Source organism: Clostridium sp. MCC345, assembly GCF_018785345.1.
Classification (GTDB): domain Bacteria; phylum Bacillota; class Clostridia; order Lachnospirales; family Anaerotignaceae; genus Anaerotignum_A; species Anaerotignum_A faecicola.
In genome coordinates, this window is the sequence record NZ_WQPP01000044.1 from 7802 (window position 1) to 26514 (window position 18713).

16 protein-coding genes and 1 pseudogene are annotated in these 18713 nt (G+C 46.7%); 14 read left to right on the forward strand and 3 right to left on the reverse strand.

The window, feature by feature from the left end:
• Nucleotides 1–554: 554 nt before the first annotated feature.
• The 3 genes from GPK49_RS08575 to GPK49_RS08585 are packed head-to-tail and all read right to left on the reverse strand — an operon-like array spanning nucleotide 555 to nucleotide 2312.
• Nucleotides 555–920: a hypothetical protein gene (locus GPK49_RS08575; RefSeq protein ID WP_008398421.1), complete on the reverse strand. Its 366-nt coding sequence runs from the start codon at nucleotides 918–920 to the stop codon at nucleotides 555–557.
• 46 nt (nucleotides 921–966) lie between these two features.
• Nucleotides 967–1767, reverse strand: a complete 801-nt coding sequence (locus tag GPK49_RS08580; RefSeq protein WP_044931530.1) for a helix-turn-helix domain-containing protein — start codon at nucleotides 1765–1767, stop codon at nucleotides 967–969.
• A gap of 50 nt (nucleotides 1768–1817) precedes the next feature.
• Complete coding sequence (locus GPK49_RS08585) at nucleotides 1818–2312, reverse strand: tetratricopeptide repeat protein (RefSeq protein ID WP_004462512.1); 495 nt, start codon at nucleotides 2310–2312, stop codon at nucleotides 1818–1820.
• A 344-nt stretch (nucleotides 2313–2656) separates the two neighbouring features.
• Here GPK49_RS08585 and GPK49_RS08590 point away from each other — a divergent pair, with 344 nt between their 5' ends.
• The 14 genes and pseudogenes from GPK49_RS08590 to GPK49_RS08655 all read left to right on the forward strand — a co-directional run bounded on the left by GPK49_RS08590 (nucleotide 2657) and on the right by GPK49_RS08655 (nucleotide 18678).
• A complete protein-coding gene (locus GPK49_RS08590) occupies nucleotides 2657–3070 on the forward strand; it encodes a cysteine-rich VLP domain-containing protein (protein WP_318283884.1) in 414 nt (137 codons plus the stop codon).
• A gap of 111 nt (nucleotides 3071–3181) precedes the next feature.
• Complete coding sequence (locus GPK49_RS08595) at nucleotides 3182–3577, forward strand: replication initiator protein A (protein ID WP_215677459.1); 396 nt, start codon at nucleotides 3182–3184, stop codon at nucleotides 3575–3577.
• A gap of 185 nt (nucleotides 3578–3762) precedes the next feature.
• On the forward strand, nucleotides 3763–4704 hold the full coding sequence (gene mobV, locus GPK49_RS08600; RefSeq protein WP_009251524.1) for a MobV family relaxase: 942 nt from the start codon (nucleotides 3763–3765) through the stop codon (nucleotides 4702–4704).
• Between the two features lie 70 nt (nucleotides 4705–4774).
• The gene (locus GPK49_RS08605) at nucleotides 4775–4966 is read left to right on the forward strand and encodes a hypothetical protein (RefSeq protein WP_002566025.1); all 192 of its coding nucleotides are present in this window, start codon (nucleotides 4775–4777) and stop codon (nucleotides 4964–4966) included.
• Between the two features lie 94 nt (nucleotides 4967–5060).
• Nucleotides 5061–6572: a recombinase family protein gene (locus GPK49_RS08610; protein WP_009251523.1), complete on the forward strand. Its 1512-nt coding sequence runs from the start codon at nucleotides 5061–5063 to the stop codon at nucleotides 6570–6572.
• A gap of 48 nt (nucleotides 6573–6620) precedes the next feature.
• Nucleotides 6621–7934: pseudogene (locus GPK49_RS08615) on the forward strand (DUF4368 domain-containing protein); the annotation flags it as partial.
• Nucleotides 7935–8048: 114 nt separating this feature from the next.
• Nucleotides 8049–8117, forward strand: coding sequence for a hypothetical protein (locus GPK49_RS13010; protein ID WP_208913923.1), 69 nt, complete (start codon nucleotides 8049–8051; stop codon nucleotides 8115–8117).
• Nucleotides 8118–8120: 3 nt separating this feature from the next.
• Nucleotides 8121–8993 (forward strand): VirB6/TrbL-like conjugal transfer protein, CD1112 family, encoded by an 873-nt coding sequence (locus GPK49_RS08625; RefSeq protein WP_118592192.1) that lies wholly within the window; start codon nucleotides 8121–8123, stop codon nucleotides 8991–8993.
• A 12-nt stretch (nucleotides 8994–9005) separates the two neighbouring features.
• The gene (locus GPK49_RS08630) at nucleotides 9006–9407 is read left to right on the forward strand and encodes a PrgI family protein (protein WP_118512093.1); all 402 of its coding nucleotides are present in this window, start codon (nucleotides 9006–9008) and stop codon (nucleotides 9405–9407) included.
• Nucleotides 9361–11829 (forward strand): VirB4-like conjugal transfer ATPase, CD1110 family, encoded by a 2469-nt coding sequence (locus tag GPK49_RS08635; protein WP_118592193.1) that lies wholly within the window; start codon nucleotides 9361–9363, stop codon nucleotides 11827–11829. The genes GPK49_RS08630 and GPK49_RS08635 overlap by 47 nt, the downstream gene beginning before the upstream one ends.
• Nucleotides 11830–14538: a CD1108 family mobile element protein gene (locus tag GPK49_RS08640; protein ID WP_118772849.1), complete on the forward strand. Its 2709-nt coding sequence runs from the start codon at nucleotides 11830–11832 to the stop codon at nucleotides 14536–14538.
• A gap of 18 nt (nucleotides 14539–14556) precedes the next feature.
• Nucleotides 14557–14820, forward strand: coding sequence for a DUF4315 family protein (locus GPK49_RS08645; protein WP_055264214.1), 264 nt, complete (start codon nucleotides 14557–14559; stop codon nucleotides 14818–14820).
• Nucleotides 14795–16558, forward strand: coding sequence for a CD1107 family mobile element protein (locus GPK49_RS08650; RefSeq protein ID WP_215677463.1), 1764 nt, complete (start codon nucleotides 14795–14797; stop codon nucleotides 16556–16558). Before GPK49_RS08645 ends, GPK49_RS08650 begins: the two co-directional genes overlap by 26 nt.
• Before the next feature lie 2 nt (nucleotides 16559–16560).
• Nucleotides 16561–18678, forward strand: coding sequence for a DNA topoisomerase 3 (locus tag GPK49_RS08655; protein ID WP_215677464.1), 2118 nt, complete (start codon nucleotides 16561–16563; stop codon nucleotides 18676–18678).
• Nucleotides 18679–18713 lie beyond the last annotated feature (35 nt).

The window sequence follows — 18713 nt, forward strand, 5'->3', positions numbered from 1 at the left end:
TACGGAAACATTATGGACAAGGACACAAAAGGCAGACCACGAAACGGGGGCTGCTGACAACAAATAAAGGCTGAGTATCAAGCACCGGGAAAGTGCGGGATATTCAGCCTGTTTTGTTGTCCGGGGTTTCCAAAGGGGATTGCCCCTTGGCACACGACTTTGCTTGCAAAGTGTAGTGTGTTATACGCTCTGTCGGCGTTGCTGCGAAAATGAGGTTGCCGCCCGGAAGGGCAAGCACATTTGAAGCAGCAGGAAAACAGGGCTGTGATTGCGTGGCGTGGAGCCGCAAGCGCAGGACTGGTTTCATCAGCAGACAGGGCGGATATGAAAGCCCCCGTCCCTCGTCCCACACGGATAGCCACACTTACGAAAAAACAGACGGATTTTTCTCTCAAAATTGAAATGGGCGGGAAGCCATTTTAAGGCTTTCCCGCCTTGATTGACTATTAGCAAAGACGGGCGGGACTGTCAACGGCGGCGCATAAAATGCGCCGTTCATCTTGACCGTTGACTGGCTCGGCTGGCTTTGCTATCTCCACGATAAATGGGATTTGTTATCTATCTGTCCAAGAATCGAATCTCGTTGAAATTTGTGGGTCGTATAGAGGGCAACCAAAATCAAGTAAAATATCCATGAGAGCGTTCATATCAGCCTCTTGCATACCATAGCAATCAAACCTTACGATTTGCGAAGTTGTAAAAACCTGAAATGCTCCATGTCCTTCTTTTTCAAAATCTTTGCCTCCACCTTGTATATTCCAGTCAGAAAAAGAATCAGCCACTTTTTTCAAAATCTCGTCAATCGGAAGAACTTCCAATACTTCCATTACCTCGCCATCACAACACGCTGTCTGATATACGGTTGAATGGTCATGTGCGGTATCTTCCTTGTACTTCCAAAAATTCAAATCCATACTCATTGTATAATCCTCCTGTTAAAAAAGTAAATTCAATTTTATCAATTTCTTATTTCCTCCCCCGCTGTGGGTTCGGATTTTTCAGCAAGTCCGACTTCTGTGCAATCTTTTTCAGCCACTTCTTTTCTTCCTCGGACAGCTTTTTCAAATTCAGCTTGAGCCGCTTACAGATAAACGCCAAAGCCGCTTGCTCCGGGTCGCTGTCTGGACTGGCAGTTTCCTCGGCGGTCTGCAAGAAATCTTCCAGTGGGTTGTCCCCCGGAACGCTGAAAAAATCGTCCTTATGGGCTTCCCGCAGGTCGAGGGCTATCTTGTTTATGTCCTGCTGTATCACATAGCGGCAAAAGCTGTCATCATCAATATGGGCGGCGATAAGCTGTCTTAGCTGCGGGTCGGACAAGCCGGGATTGTACTGCTTCATAATCGTTGCACTCATGGTGTCCACGATGGCGTTTGCACTCTGTACCTGTTTTCCTGCGATACCGTTTACATAGATTTCAAGGTCAGCCATCAGCCGGGGAAAATCCGGGTGTACTGCCAGTTCACACAAGAGGGAATTATCTATCAACCCACTTTTCAAGAGTTCAATCATATCATCACTCAAACGCAGGTCTGCAAGATCAGCGTTTGGGTGATTTCTTGTTTGGGACAGCCCCAGTAGATAATCGGCGGTTACACCGTAAAACTTCGCCAGCTTGATAATAGCATAGTGACTGATGTCCTTAAAATCCTTTGCTTCATAGCTGCCCAGCGCAGACTTGGAGAGATTTACCTGCTCCTCAAGCTGCTCCAGCGTCAGCCCACGCTCCACACGCAAATCTTTCAATCGTTCTTGTATGGATAGTTCCATGCTCTCCCTCCTTGTCTGCTCGATAAATGGGAACTGTGTTATCTTAATCTTCACTCAATGTTTTCAACATGAGTTCTTAAATAATCAAAATATTTTTTGCCATCATCATTACCGTCCTCGTCAGGCTCAAATATCTCCCTTCCTTCAAACATATAGGCTCTAAGCAAATATTCTGTGGCGTTTTTTTCGTCCCCTATTTCTAAACAACATTCACCTAATCGAAGCATAACAAACGGATTTCCATATCCCTCGCCGCTCAAATTCCCCCTTGCTTTGTCAAAGCATTCGTGTGCTTTTTCGTATTGTTTCTTTTGAAAATAAATATCGCCAATGGCAGCTAAAAACCATATGGTTTCACTGTAAAATTGCTGTGGCTCTGGGATTAGGCTAAGAGCTTCTTTCCATGCTTGTATAGCTTCCTCATATTGTTCTTCTTCCTCAAACTGATTGCCTTTTTGGGCTAATTCATCTAACTTAGTTTTTATTTGTGGTGTTAGTTCATCAATAGCCACTTCTTCATTTTTCTTCTTTGAAAACAGTCCCATAATATACCTCCGTGAAATTTCGATTTGCCATTCTATTTCTTCTATTCTACCACAATTCCAAGAGCGTGGAAATAGAGAGTTTTCCGGGCTGATTTCCGACCTTATGGATATACGGGGCGGGCGGTCTTTTAGGTGTAGACTTAAGGTAGTTCATCGATGAGCTGCACCTTGAAAACAGAATGACCGTCCGAAAAGGAATACCCCGGCAGGGGAAGCACCGCAACGAGCCACTTCGGGACAAAATGTCCCGAAGTCCGGGGAGCGTGCCAACGCCGGAACACGCCGCAGGAATGGGGCAGGAAGCCTTTTCGGGGAGAACGGCAAAGGAAAAATGGAGGGAACACATGAGAGAGAACCCATATAAACGACTGCCGCCCATAGAGCGCAGACAGGACGGTTCCCTTTACCGCATGACCCCGGCACAGAGGAAGCAGGCAAACGCCCTGATCCGCCGGGAGTGCTGTAATTATGAGGACGGGAACTGTATGCTCCTTGACGATGGGGACGCCCACACCTGCCCCCAGGCCATTTCTTTCTCGGTCTGCTGCAAGTGGTTCCGCTGGTCTGTCTTACCACAAGCGGGTACGCTGGAAGCAGAGATTTTCCGGGAAAAGGACTTGAAATGCTGTGAGGTCTGCGGCGGCGTGTTCGTCCCAAAGTCCAACCGGGCGAAATACTGTCCCGGCTGTGCCGCCAGAGTTCACAGGCGGCAGAAAACAGAAAGTGAACGGAAAAGGAGGTCTTGTGTGGACAGTTAGGGGCTGAAAAGTCCTTGATTTACAAGGCTTTGCAAGCACAGAACAGGGACAGGCAATAGAAACTACCGTCTGCCCCAGAAAACGGGGTTCTAACCGTCCACAAAACACGATATGACAAACACCATTTATATCCATCAGTCGGAAAAGGCGGTCAGCTTTACCCGGCTTCCCAATTTCCTTTTTGAAGCCCCCACATTCACGCCCTTGTCCAACGAAGCAAAGGTACTGTATGCCTTTGTCCTGCGCCGGACAGACCTGTCCCGGAAAAACGGCTGGGCAGATGAATATGGGCGGATTTACCTCTACTATCCCATCAACGAAGTAGTGGAGCTGCTCCACTGCGGACGGCAGAAAGCGGTCAACACCCTGCGGGAACTGCAATATGCCGGACTGGTGGAGATCCAGAAGCAGGGCTGTGGAAAACCCAACCGCATTTACCCAAAATCCTATGAAGCGGTTCCAAACACCGACTTCAAGAAATCCCGTTCTGGTACGCAGGAGGACTGAAAACCGTACTCATGGAGTACGATAATCAACCCTCTTGGAGTACGAAAACCGGACGGTATATAGAAATACAGAGATTAAAACGATTTTATTTATATCTTATCCATTCCTATCCTATCCGAGATATTTTCTGCGGGATTTTCCTGTGGAAAAGTCCCGGAAAGGAACGGAATGGGGAAAGGAGTTTCATGGCACAACACGCAATTTTGCGATTTGAAAAACACAAGGGCAATCCGGCAAGACCGCTGGAAGCCCATCACGAACGGCAAAAGGAACAGTACGCCAGCAATCCCGACATTGACGCCAGCCGGAGCAAGTACAATTTCCATATCGTCAAGCGGTCGGGCAGGTACTACCACTTTATACAGAACCGTATTGAACAGGCAGGCTGCCGTACCCGCAGGGACAGCACCCGTTTTGTAGATACGCTCATAACCGCCAGCCCGGAGTTTTTCAAGAAGAAATCCCCAAAGGAGATACAGGCGTTTTTCCAGAGGGCGGCTGATTTCTTAATCGGGCGGGTAGGGAAAGAAAATATCGTGTCGGCGGTGGTACACATGGACGAGAAAACGCCCCACCTGCATTTGACCTTTGTCCCGCTGACAAAGGACAACCGCCTGTGTGCAAAGGAGATTATCGGGAACAGAGCCAACCTTACAAAGTGGCAGGACGATTTTCACGCCTACATGGTGGAGAAGTACCCGGCTTTGGAGCGTGGGGAGAGTGCCGGCAAAACAGGCCGGAAGCATATCCCCACTCGGCTGTTCAAACAGGCGGTCAATCTCTCCAAACAGGCAAGAGCCATTGAAGCCACGCTGGACGGCATTAACCCGCTGAATGCCGGAAAGAAGAAAGAGGAAGCCCTCTCCCTGCTGAAAAAGTGGTTTCCGCAGATGGAGAACTTCTCTGGGCAGCTCAAAAAATACAAGGTCACGATAAACGACCTTTTGGCGGAAAATGAACAGTTGGAAGCCAGAGCCAAAGCCAGCGAAAAAGGCAAGATGAAAGATACGATGGAACGGGCAAAGCTGGAAAGCGAGCTGCACGACATTCAGCGGCTGGTAGACCGTATCCCGCCGGAGGTGTTGGCAGAACTGAAACGGCAGCAGCGGCACACAAGGGAATGGTGATTGATGACAGAAAACATTTCACGCCGCAGCATGGCGGAACTGCACCTTGAAAATTAAATACGGAGGTACTATGGAGCATATCAGATACAAGAAAGAAACCGAAGTCGTGACTTTTCAAGGAAAGGAAATCACGCTGGAAAATCTCTCCCCGGTGTTCACGCCGGAGCAGGAAGCGGCAAAACGCCGGGAGCTGGAACAGCAGCTTTATGAGGTGTTCCGCAAGTATGCCGACAAGCGGCAGAGTGAGGAAGCCGGGGCATAAGGTTTTCCGAAGCCATCGTTGATTTGCGGGGCTGCTGACGGTATAATAGAACTGTCAGCAGCTCCGTTTCTTTTTTAAGAAAAGGAGCGACAAAATGAATAATCGAATAGACGCAATCTATGCAAGGCAATCGGTAGACAAAAAGGACAGCATTTCCATTGAAAGCCAGATTGAATTTTGCAAATACGAATTGAAAGGCGGGAACTGCAAAGAGTACAAGGACAAAGGGTATTCCGGGAAAAATACGGAGCGTCCCCAATTCCAACAGCTTATGCGGGATATTGAAAGCGGCCTTGTGCGGAAAGTGGTGGTTTACAAGCTCGACCGCATCAGCCGTTCCATTCTCGACTTTGCGAAGATGATGGACTTCTTCCAAAAGTACGAAGTGGAGTTTGTGTCCTCTACGGAAAAGTTTGATACCTCCACCCCGATGGGGCGGGCGATGCTGAATATCTGTATCGTGTTCGCCCAGCTTGAACGGGAAACCATACAGAAGCGGGTGCAGGACGCATGGCACTCCCGTTGCCAGCGTGGTTTCAAAATGGGCGGTAAAACGCCCTACGGCTTTCGGACAGAGCCTTATGTGATGGACGGGGTGCGCACAAAGAAGCTGGTAATAGAGCCAACCGAAGCGGCCTTTGTCCGGCAGATGTATGAGATGTACGCTGACCCGCAGGTATCGCTGCATGACATTACAAAGAAGCTGACGGCGGACGGTATGCGTACTTATCATGGCAGGCCGCTGTCAAGGGCTACTTTGAGCGTTATTCTCCGAAACCCGATTTATGTCATGGCTGACCTCGACATATACGAGTTTTACAAAAGCCAGGGAACGGATATTTACAATGATGCCGCCGACTTTGCCGGGACAAACGGCTGCTATTACTATCAGGGCAAGGGGAATACAGAGGACAAGCACAAGCACCTGCAAGGACAGACGCTGGTACTGGCTCCACATGAGGGGTTTATCCCATCGGAGCTGTGGCTGAAATGCCGGAAGAAGCTGCTTGCCAGCCACACTTACCAGCCCGCAAGGAAAGCCCGGAACACATGGATGGCGGGAAAAATCAAATGCGGGAAATGCGGCTATGCGCTCATGTCGGCGCACTCCAACGGTATTCTTTACCTGCGCTGCACCGTCCATGCGGACAGCAAGGCGTGTCCCGGCTGCGGGTGCGTGAAGCTGCACGAACTGGAAGCGGTAGTCTATAGGGCGATGGTTAAAAAGCTGAAAGATTTTAAGACGCTGACAGGTCGGAACAAGGCTGCAAAAATCTCCCCGAAACTGACTGCAAAGCGGCTGGAACTGGCACAGGTAGAAAGCGAGATTGAAAAGCTGCTTGACACGCTGACGGGCGCAAGCCCTGTTTTGCTCTCCTATGCCAACAGCAAAATTGAGGAGCTGGACGCAAGGCGGCAGTCCATTGCCAATGAGATTGCAAAACTCTCTGCGGACGCTGTGCCGATGGAGAAGATGGAAAGCATTTCCGGGTATCTGGATGACTGGGAGAATGTCAGCTTTGAGGACAAGAGGCAGGTGGTGGACGCACTGATAACGGTCATCCGGGCAACAAATGAAAAGGTAGAAATTGAATGGAAAATCTGACGGGTTAATCCCCACCGTACCTATCCTTTTTGTGCTCTTGTCTATAATAGTGACATGATTTTCCCACAAAGGGGCGTTCGCTTTATCGCTATCAACGATGGAGTGGACAGCGCACAGGGCGACAATGATTTTGCCCCTCTGCGTAATATCTTCAACGAATGGATGGTGAGAGATACGAGCAAGAAAATCAAGGCAGTTTTCCGCAGCAAAGGCATGAGTGGCAAGCCTATCACAAGTCAGCCGGTCTATGGTTATCTCAAAGGCGAGGACGGACGCTTTATCGTGGACGAAGAAGCTGCCCCGGTCGTCAAGCAGATTTTCAGCTTGTGCCTTGCCGGGAACGGTCCGACCAAAATCGCCCGTGTATTGACCGAGCAGCAAATCCCAACACCGGGTACATTGGAATACCGCAGGACAGGCAGCACACGCCGTTACTACCCCGATTATCCCTACAAGTGGGCGACCAACACGATTGTCCATATCCTTGAACGCAAGGAATATCTGGGGCATACGGTAAACTTCAAGACCGAGAAAGTGTCCTACAAGGTCAAATCAAGCGTGGAAAATCCCGAAGAAAAACAGGTCATTTTCGAGAATACCCATGAGCCAATCATTGACCTTGCCACATGGGAACGTGTGCAGGAATTACGCAAGCAGCGCAAGCGTCCAAACCGCTATGATGAAGTCGGTCTGTTCTCCGGCTTGCTGTTCTGCGCCGATTGTGGGAGCGTCCTCTATCAGCAGAGATACGAGAACAAAACCCGAAAACAGGATTGCTACATCTGCGGCAACTACAAGAAGCGTACCCACGATTGCAGCGCACATTTTATCCGCACCGACCTTTTGACTGCGGGTGTGACCGCCAATCTGCGGAAAGTGACAAGCTATGCAGCCAAGCATGAAAAGCAGTTTATGAAGCTGCTGATCGAGCAGAACGAGGACGGCGGCAAACGCCGCAACGCTGCCAAGCGAAAGGAACTGGACGCAGCCGAAAAGCGGATTGCGGAGCTGTCCGCTATCTTCAAGCGGCTTTATGAGGACAGTGTGACCGGGCGTATTTCTGATGAACGCTTTGCGGAACTTTCCGCAGACTATGAAGCCGAACAGAAACAGGTCAAGAGCCGTGCCGCCGAACTGCAAGCGGAACTGGCAAAGGCACAGGAAGCCACGGTTAATGCGGAAAAGTTTATGAAAGTTGTCCGCAAGTACACCAGCTTTGAGGAATTGACCCATACCCTGCTGCGGGAGTTTATTGAAAAAATCGTTGTCCATGAGTGCAGCTATGACGAGAACGGCACACGCAGACAGGACATTGATATTTATTACAGCTTTGTCGGCAAGGTAGAACTTCCCGACGAATAATGCCCGACCTATCCGACACAGTAGCTAAGTGCCGGATGGGAACGGCAAAAAAATTTTACACTTCTATTGCTTCTTTATCACACACAAATAAAGTCCCAGGGCATGAAGCAGCTTATGAGTGGCGGTGGTATCATCATTGTGGCACAGACGGTAATTCCACAGCTTACCACTCTGTTCTCATAATTCATGGGCGGGATCATTGATAAGATTACTGAATTCATAAAGGAACTGTTGCAGGGGTGGGTTCTGACCAACTTTGAAACCATGTTTACCGATGTCAATGACAAGGTAGGCACGATTGCAGGGGAGGTCAGCAAAACCCCCAGCACATGGAACTCCGGTATTTTTGATATGATAAAAGCCTTGTCCGACAACGTGATGATTCCCATAGCGGGTATGATCATCAGCTTTGTACTCGTCTATGAGCTTATTTCCATGGTCATTGATAAAAACAACCTGCATGACTTCAATACAGCAATCTTTATCCGCTTTTTTATGAAAGCATGTATTGCAGTCATGCTTCTTAGCAAGACTTTTGACATTGTAATGGCGGTATTTGATGTGGGAAGCCACATCGTCAATTCCGCAGCGGCAGCAATCAGCGGGGAAACCAGTATTGATGTTTCAAGTACGCTGCAGACGATGTTCAATGAGCAGTTTTCGGAGATGAGCATAGGCGAGCTGTTAGGACTGGGGATGGAGACCATGATCGTCAGTTTATGTATGAAAATCATGTCAGTCCTTATCACCGTCATTCTTTATGGGCGAATGATTGAAATATATCTTTATGTATCAGTAGCACCTGTTCCCTGTGCAACCGTAACCAACCGGGAATGGGGAACAATAGGAACCAATTATTTTAAGGGACTTTGTGCCCTTGCATTTCAGGGATTTTTTATGATGGTATGCGTCGCAATCTATGCGGTGCTGGTGGCAGGTGTGGCAGTAGCCGACAACCTGCATACGGCACTCTGGTCGGTGGCAGCATATACGGTTATCTTATGCTTCTCACTCTTTAAGACTGGTTCATTATCGAAATCTATTTGGAATGCGCACTAAGGGAGGAACGATATGGCAATATCCGTGCAGGTGCCAAAGGATTTGTCCGGTATCAAGACAAAAGTGGCACTGAACTTGACAAAGAGACAGATCATCTGTTTCAGCGGTGCGGCAGTAGCTGGAATCCCCTTGTATTTTTTAACCAAGGGACTGATTGGAACATCAGCCGCATCACTTCTTATGATGGGAGCAATGCTTCCGTTCTTCTTTTTTGCGATGTATGAGAAAAACGGGTTTCCGGCAGAGAAAATTTTATATTTTATGCTCCGGCAGAAGATACTCACACCGGGCATCAGACCATACAGGTCGGAAAACCTATACAAGCAGTTGGAAGAAAAAGAGAAATTACGAAGGGAGGTTCGTTATCTTGAAGAAAAAGCAAAAGGCAGAACCGGAACGACATCCAAAAGGTAAAGCTGTAAATAAAAGCAGAAATAACAGCGGTGGCGGTCTTACCTTTTCAGAAAAGAAGCGTCTTATACAGTTGAAGCGCATTTTATCGGGAAAGAGCAATGAGAAAGAAAAGCCGACTACCGCACAAAGGACGATCACTTTTGAAAAGATGTTCCGGGACGGTATCTGTCAGGTCAGCCACCGTTATTATACAAAGATGGTGGAATTTTTTGATATAAACTATTCGCTACTGGAAGTGGACGAGCAGGCGGATATACTGGCACAGTACAGCAAGCTCATCAATTATTTTGATCCGTCTGTGAAGTTTGAACTGGTGCTTTTCAACAGGCAGGTCAACGAACAGATGCTTACGGAACAGTTTGACATTCCGTGGCAGGAAGATGATTTTAATGACATTCGTGAAGAATATACAGAAATGTTAAAGAAGCAGGCGGCAAAGGGAAATAATGGCATCATCAAATCAAAATATCTGATTTTTGGTGTGGAGAGCAATGGATACAAGGAAGCCAAGAGCCGCCTTAACAACATTGAAAAAGATGTCATACGAAACTTAAACAATATAGGAACCCTTGCGAGGGGACTGGACGGAAAGGAAAGACTGCGCATCCTGCATGAGTATTTTAACCAGGATACCATGGAGCCTTTCCGTTTTTCGTTTAAGGATCTGGCTGAATCCGGTAAGTCGGTCAAGGACTATATTGCACCACCGGGATTTGATTTCCGCTATCCGAACCGCTTCAAGTCGGGAAATATGTATGGCTGCGTGTCCTATCTGGATATTATCGCACCGAAGTTTACGGACGAGCTGATCAAGCATCTTCTGGATATTGATGCTAATCTTACGATTTCCATGCACATGCAGACGGAAGATCCGGTAAAGGCAATCAAGAAGTTAAAAGCGGTTATTTCCAATATTCAAAAAATGAAGATTGAGGAACAGAAAAAGGCAGTCCGGAGCGGTTACGATATGGATATTCTTCCAACGGATATTGTGACCTATGAAAAGGACATGCTGGAATTTCTCGATGACTTGAATACGAGCAACCAGAAGATGATCAACATGACATTTCTCATTACCTGTTATGGCAGAACCAAGCGGGAACTGGAGAGTTTAATGCAGAGGGTGTCCGGTATCATTCAGCAGGCAAACTGTGACTTACGCTGTTTGCAGTATTTACAGGAGCAGGGCCTTATGGCATCTGCGCCGATTGGCTGCAATGAGACTGGCATTGAGCGTACCCTTTCCACAAAGAGTACCGCAATCTTAGTACCATTCTGCACACAGGAGTTATTTATGCCTGCACCGGCAATCTATTACGGATTAAATGCACTCAGCAACAACATGATCATGGCAGACAGAAAAAGGCTCCGTACACCAAACGGGGTTATCTTAGGTACTCCCGGAAGTGGTAAGAGTTTCAGTGCAAAGCGTGAGATTTTAAGCTGTTTCCTTATCACGAAGGACGATATTATCATCTGCGATCCGGAGGGCGAGTATTTTGCACTTGTAGCGGCACTACATGGACAGGTGGTAAAACTTGCCACCAATTCCAAAGACTATCTGAACCCGATGGATATTCAGTTGAGCCATAAGGGGGATAAGGAAGCATTAAAACTGAAATCGGATTTTATCATAACATTATGTGACCTGATCGCAGGTGGCAAGGACGGTCTGGAGAACGATGAGAAAGGCATCATTGACGAATGTATCCGTCATATTTATGATAAGTATTTTGAAAATCCGGTGCCGGAAAATATGCCGCTGTTGGAGGATTTATATGATGCCCTGTTAGCACACAAAAATCCAAAGGCAGAGCGTATCGCAAACAGCCTTGTGCTGTATGTGCATGGTTCACAGAATTACTTCAACCACCATACCAATGTGGACAGCGGCAACCGTATCATGTGCTTTGACATCAGAGACTTGGGAAATCAGTTGAAAGAGCTGGGTATGTTAATCGTGCAGGATGCGGTTTGGAACAGGGTATCGCAGAACAGGGAGCGAAAGATTGCTACCCGTTATTACTGTGATGAGTTCCACCTTCTTCTGAAGGAGAAGCAGACCGCTATTTACTCTGTGGAAATCTGGAAGCGTTTCAGAAAATGGGGCGGAATACCGACAGGCTTGACGCAGAACGTGGGTGATTTTTTGCGTTCAGAGGAGATTGAAGGTATCTTGGGTAACAGCGACTTTGTATATCTGTTAAATCAGAATGCCAAAGATCAGGCAATCCTCGCTGATAAGCTGGGATTATCGGATAAGCAGTTATCCTATGTCACCAACTCTGAGCCGGGAAGCGGTCTGATACTGTTTGATAATGTGGTTATTCCATTCGTGGATAAATACCCGACAGACACCAAGACCTACAGAATTATGAATACCAAGCCGGAGGAATCGGTGCAGAAGGAGGACGCAGTGTAAATGGCAGAAAAGAGACAAAAAAAGCAGGCAGTAAAGGCATTTGAAAAAGAGACATTTTCCAAGGATAAGGAAGTGACTGGAGCAAATCATACAGAATACAGGCAGGACAACACCTTTTCTGTGGAAAACCAGTTTAGTGCCAGCGAGAAGCCTGTGAGCAATCTGCCACGGGATGCAAACCATGGCAGTCGTACAGGAAATGCAACTTCTGGTCACAGCGTCCAGAAGTCAGAGTTTAATACTGGGACAGAATACAGGAAAAATAATAAGAAAAAATATTACCGACAGCAACAACAGGACACTTCTGGTCACAATGTCCAGAAGTCGGAAGCCGAAGCGGAAAAGACATTCTTAAAGGAAAACAGCTTTATCAATGTGGAAAACGGTAATGCTACAAATTTCCATACAGAGGACGCAGACAGTTTTCAGGACAATTACCACGTTAGAAATACCTACCAACGGTCTGAGGAAAAAGGAAAATATCACAAAAGGCGTGTGCAGAGAGAACACGCACACAGAGAGCGTGCAAAGTCAGAAAATGCAAAGCAGTCCGATTATGGAGATCTTCAGACAAAGGACGCCACATTTTCGCAGGGGCAGGCGGACGAATTTACAGACCAAAAAGTACAGAAGGCTTTTGATAAGTCGGAAAAGAACCGCCGAAAGTTGCAGAAAGCAAAGGACAAGATGCCGACAAAGCGGCAGTATGAGATGAAGCGTGTCTTTGATGAACAGACCGGAAAAGCAAAGTATGTTGTGGTTCCGGTGGATGTGGAGAAGCCATTTAAACCGGATGGACTGGGAAAAACTGCGGTTCACAAGCTCCAGACCGAAAATATGTATTTTGTGCATCGCAAGATTGCAGAGACAGAAAAGGATAATTCTGCTGTGGAGGGCGCACACAAGACGGAACAGCGAGCCGAGGATATTTACCACTATATGAAGTATCACCGCAAGAGCAAGGCACAGAGAAAGCGTGACCGCTTAGAGCGATTGCACAAAAAACAGGTTACAGCGGATATGAAGCTGGAGTATGAGAAATTCATCAGTGAAAATCCACATCTAAAGGGCAACAGTCCAAAGAAGCAGTTGCAAAGGCAGTTACAGAAACAGCGCATCAAGCGTGAGTATGCCAAGGCAAGGCGGGTAGGAGCAGAAGCCAAGACTGCAAAGGAAACATTTACAAAGACAGCCAATGCTGCAACCGGGATTGCAAAGAAGTTACAGGAAATTGCCACGAAAAATAAAACACTGATTATCACAGTGGGTATTTTTGCACTTTTGCTCATTATGATCATGTCGGCACTATCAAGCTGCGGTTCCATGTTTACCGGAACTGTGACAACAACGATGGCAAGCACATATCTTAGCCTTCCGGCAGAGATTGATGCAGCAGATTTATCTTTTACAGAAAAGGAAATGGAACTGCAAAATAAGATTGACCGGATTGAAACTGATTATCCGGGATATGATGAATACGATTATAACCTTGGTGCAATCGGGCATGATCCGTACACACTGATCAGTTATCTTTCCGCAGTCCATACGGAATTTACTGCCGCAGGAATAGAGAGTGAGATTCAGGAATTATTTGATGCCATGTATTCACTCACTACCGAGGAAGTAGAGGAAACACGGACAAGGACAGTCACAAAGACCGGAACCAGAATAGTAACAAATCCGGACGGGACTACCCGTACCGAGGAATACGAGTATGAGGAGGAAGAAGAATATACCGTAACAATTCTTCGTGTCACACTTACGGTCACACCGCTTGAGAGCATTGTAGCCGGACGCATGGACAGCGAACAGACGGAAATTTTTGGAGCCTATACGGAGACAAAAGGCGGGTTACAGGTATTTGGAACACCCGTGGATTACTACTGGTACTACTATATCAGCAGTTATTATGGATACCGGAAGAATCCGAACACCGGAGCAGAGGAGCTTCACAGGGGCGTGGACATAGCAGTACCGACAGGAACGCTCGTGTATGCAGCCCATGACGGAACGGTTACGGAAGCGGCTTACGATTCATACTATGGGAATTATGTGGTGATTACGGACAGCAAGGGATATACCACAAAATATGCCCACATGGACAGCTTAAATGTATCCGCAGGGCAGAGTATAAAAAAGGGTGACAATATAGGCAAAAGCGGAAATACAGGAAGCAGTACCGGAAGCCACCTTCATATTGAATGTCTGTATAACGGGGTGTATTATAACCCGTTATTTTATTTTGAAGCAGGAGAACAGACCATTTATGGAGAAACAACGGGCGGCACCGGAGGAGGAACCAGCAATGTGATACCGCCGGAATCCTATGATGATGCAACCGTACAGACGCTTATGCGTGAAGCAAACAGGTATCTGGGAATGCCATATACTTTTGGCGGCACAGCTCCGGCTAGTTTTGACTGTTCCGGTTTTGTATGCTGGGTATTTTCAAACAGTGGCGTACATAACCTGCCAAGGACCACAGCACAGGGCATTTATGACCAGTGTACTCCGGTATCAGCGGCAGATGCAAAGGCAGGGGACATTATATTTTTTACAGGAACCTATAATGCAGGACGTCCGGTTACACACGTTGGTATCTACTGTGGAAACGGTACGATGGTGCATTGCGGTGATCCAATTCAGTACACATCAATCAATACTTCTTACTGGCAGAGCCATTTCTATGGTTTTGGAAGATTGAATTAGCGAAGGGAGGAATTATTTTTGTCAGTAGAACGAATCAATTCACAGCTTAAAAAGGTCAGAGAGCAGATAGCACAGCTACAGGCAAAGGAAAAAGACCTTGCAGAACAGAAACAGATGGCGGAGGATGCCGAAGCCATGAAGATCATACGAAAATATAAAATCTCATCGGAGCGTTTGCAGATGTTAAACAAGCTCAGTGAGGATGAAGTCAGAAATTTATTACAGAAACGGGAACAGGAAAAGGAGGTTTCAATCAATGAAAAACAGGAAATTATCGGCTAGGGCGGTAGTGTCCCTTATGCTGTCGGCAATACTTTTTTGTATGCCGATTGGGGCATTTTTTGCCAACAGGACAAATACGATAGAGGTTCATGCGGAGGATACTGCAGAGCAGAAAACAGAGAGTGCGGCAGAGGAAGGCAGTGCAGAAAGCACAGCGTTCGGCACTGATAACAAGGACAGTTCCGGTAGTGGAGAAAATCATACAGAGCAGTCCACGGAGAATACAACAGAAAATTCCACAGAAGGCACAACTGAGGAGACACAGCCTGCCGCAAAATGCACCTGCAAGGAAAAATGCAGTCAGTATGCAGTAGATGAAGATTGTGAGGTGTGTGCAAAGGATTACAAGGAATGTGCCTATATCAATCCGAGTGTGAAAATTACAATCAATACACCTTCTGGGTGGCATAACGATACCACGAAAGTAACAGTCAAGGTGGTGGATACTATTGTATCCGGCAATTTTACCATTCAGACAGTAAAGGCAAAAGTCGGGCAGAATGGAAGCTGGACAGACATTACCGAGGATATGTACATAGAGATTTCCGAAAACAGCACCATTTATGTGCAGGTCACAGACCAGAAGGGCAAGACCTACGAGAAAAATCGCTACATCAAGTGCTTTGATTTTACCAAGCCTACCTTAAATGCGGCAGTCAGCGATGGTCTATTGAGTATTCAGGCACATGATACGGATTCCGGTATCAAGGCAATCTATGTCAATGGCTATGAGTTTACAGAGCATACGAATGGAGCCTTGAATATCCGTCTGCAACAGTTCGATGCAGGGTATCAGTATTTCACGATTTCTGCCATGGATAATGCAGGAAATACCTCTGAAATCTATAAAACAGCCAATCCGTATTACACCGATCCGGAGAATAAGGACAGCAGTGAAAAAGATCCGGCACAGCAGCTTCCGGTGGATGCGTCTGCAACCAAGCCAAGCTCTGCAACCGCACAAGTCACAGAGCATACGAAAACGGATGGGAATGGAAATACAGTTTCCCAGACAGGCAGTGGAACAACTTCAAGCAGTTCCGCAACAGCAAAGCAATCTCCAAGTACGGGAGATATTTCTAAGGATGCAGACCAGAGCAGTGACAGCCAGACCACAGAAAAAGGCAAGGAATTTTACACAATCCAGACTGCATCAGAAAAGGTATTTTATCTTGTGATTGATCGTGATGGGGAAGATGAAAAGGTGTATTTCCTTACAGAAGTCAGTGAAAACGACCTGCTGAATACCACAACGGATAACAGCGAGATACTTCCGAAAAACTCTGCGGCTTTGGAATCTGCAATCCCTACCAAAGACAGCGCATTATCAAACAATAATGCTGATACCACAGGAGATAAAACACAGGGAGCAGAAAGTGTTGAGGACAGCACCGAAGATAGCGCGGAAGATACATGTGAGCCGAAAGAGGATACCGCAAAAGCAGATGGTTCCGGCTTTACATATATTTTAATGGGCATTGCTGCGGTAGCTGTGATCGGCGTGGTATATGTTGTCAAATCCAAGAAGAAAAAGGAAAACTTTATTGATGAGGATGAAGATGAGGACGAACTTGACGAGGACTATGATTATGAGAACGAGGAAGAAAATGAGCAGAGTTCCGACGAAGCTTTCCTAAATGGTGGAGATGATACTGTGAGCGATGCAGAATCAGAGGACAATACGGAATATGACAATGAAGATAACAACAATAATGATGAAGAAAATGGGGAGGAATAGAGATGGAGCTTGTTATTGCAGAAAAGCCGAGTGTGGCACAGAGCATTGCGGCAGTTCTTGGTGCCACACAGCGTAAGGACGGATATTTGGAAGGCAATGAGTATCTGGTATCATGGTGTGTGGGACATCTGGTAGAACTGGCACAGCCTGAAAGCTATGAGGAAGCATGGAAGAAATGGAGCTATGAGAGCCTTCCGATCATTCCGCAGGAATGGCAGCATGAAGTGAAAAGTGATACAAAAGCACAGTATCAGATTTTGAAAAAGCTCATGCATGATGACAGGGTAGATGCCGTTGTATGTGCTACTGATGCCGGAAGGGAGGGTGAGCTGATCTTCCGCCTGACCTACAACATGGCAGGATGCAGAAAACCGATGAAGCGTTTATGGATTTCTTCTATGGAGGAGAGTGCTATCCGTGACGGCTTCCATAATCTTCGCCCAGGCAGCGACTATGATAACTTGTATCATTCAGCATTATGCAGGCAGGAAGCAGACTGGCTTGTGGGTATCAATGGAACAAGACTTTTTACGGTATTATATGGCGGTAAGGCATTGAAGGTTGGCAGAGTGCAGACACCGACACTTGCCATGCTGGTGGATCGTGAAAGTAAAATCATGAATTTCAAGAAAGAAGCCTATTATATGGCTTACATCATGGGAAATGGTCTGGATGCGGTATCAGAGCATATCAGTGATAAAACGGAAGCAGAGAGGATTGCAGGAGCCTGTGAAAACGGACAGGCTCTTGTCACTTCCGTGGTAAAGGAAGAAAAGTGGGTAGCACCACCGAAGCTCTATGATCTTACCACACTCCAGAGGGATGCAAACCGTCTGTTTGGTTTTACTGCCAAGCAGACATTGGAATATACCCAAAGTCTTTATGAAAAGAAACTTGTTACATATCCGAGAACGGACAGCCAGTACCTTTCCAATGACATGGAGGGAACAGCGAAAAATGTGATCGAAGCGATTTTCAATTCTCTGTTGTTTGAGCAGAATGTCATGTTCAATCCGGATATAAAAAGAATTTTGAACAGCAAGAAAGTGACAGACCATCATGCAATCATTCCGACCATGGAGATCATCAAACAGGATTTAAAAGCAATACCGGAGAGTGAGATGAAGATACTTTCCCTGTGTGCCAACCGTCTGCTGTGTGCGACCGGGGAGAAGCACATTTATAATTCCACAAAGGCAGAGCTTACCTGCAATGATACAGTATTTAAGGTATCCGGCAAGGAAGTATGGAAGAATGGATGGAAGGAATTTGAGGATTTCTTCAAGAGTTCCTATAAAACCACAGAAGATAAATCAGATACCGAGGAAGAAAAGAAGCTGCCAGAGCTTCGTGAGGGCATGACGATTGCAGTGGAGCAGACAAGAGTTTCCGAGCATTTCACACAGCCACCAAAGCATTACACAGAGGACAGCTTACTGTCTGCTATGGAGCGAGCCGGAGCAGAGGATATGGGTGATGAGGTGGAGAGAAAAGGACTTGGCACACCTGCCACCAGAGCCGATATCATAGAAAAGTTGGTAAAAGACGGATTTGTGAAACGTGAGAAAAAGCAGATGATCCCGACAGAGGACGGAATGAAGCTGATCACGATACTTCCGGATGTAGTAAAATCTCCGAAGCTGACCGCTGACTGGGAGAATGAGCTTACTCTTGTATCCAAAGGAGAAGTTGCTGCAGAACAGTTTATGTCAGGTATTGAAGCAATGGTAACTGATCTTGTAAAGACCTATCACAGCGTTAGTGATGAACATAAAGCCATGTTTGGCACAGGCAAGGGTGGGCAGGAAGTGCTAGGCAAATGCCCGAAGTGTGGTGCTGATGTAGTCAAGGGAAAATTCGGAGCGTATTGTACCGGGAAATGTGGTATGAATGTTGGTAAGGCACTTGGGGTTACACTTTCAGATGCACAGGTCAAGAGCCTGCTTCAAGGGAAGAAGATACTTGTAAAAGGTTTGAAGGGCAAGAAAGGCAGCTATGATGCTTATTTGATTCCAGAGAGTATAGAGGAGTTTTCCTACACGAAGGACGGTAAAGAAATCAAGGGATTCCAGTATAAATTTAAGATGGAATTTCCACCGACGAAGGGAAAGCAGGGGTAGGAAAGAGGTTATTGCTATGGTATAATTTATAAAGC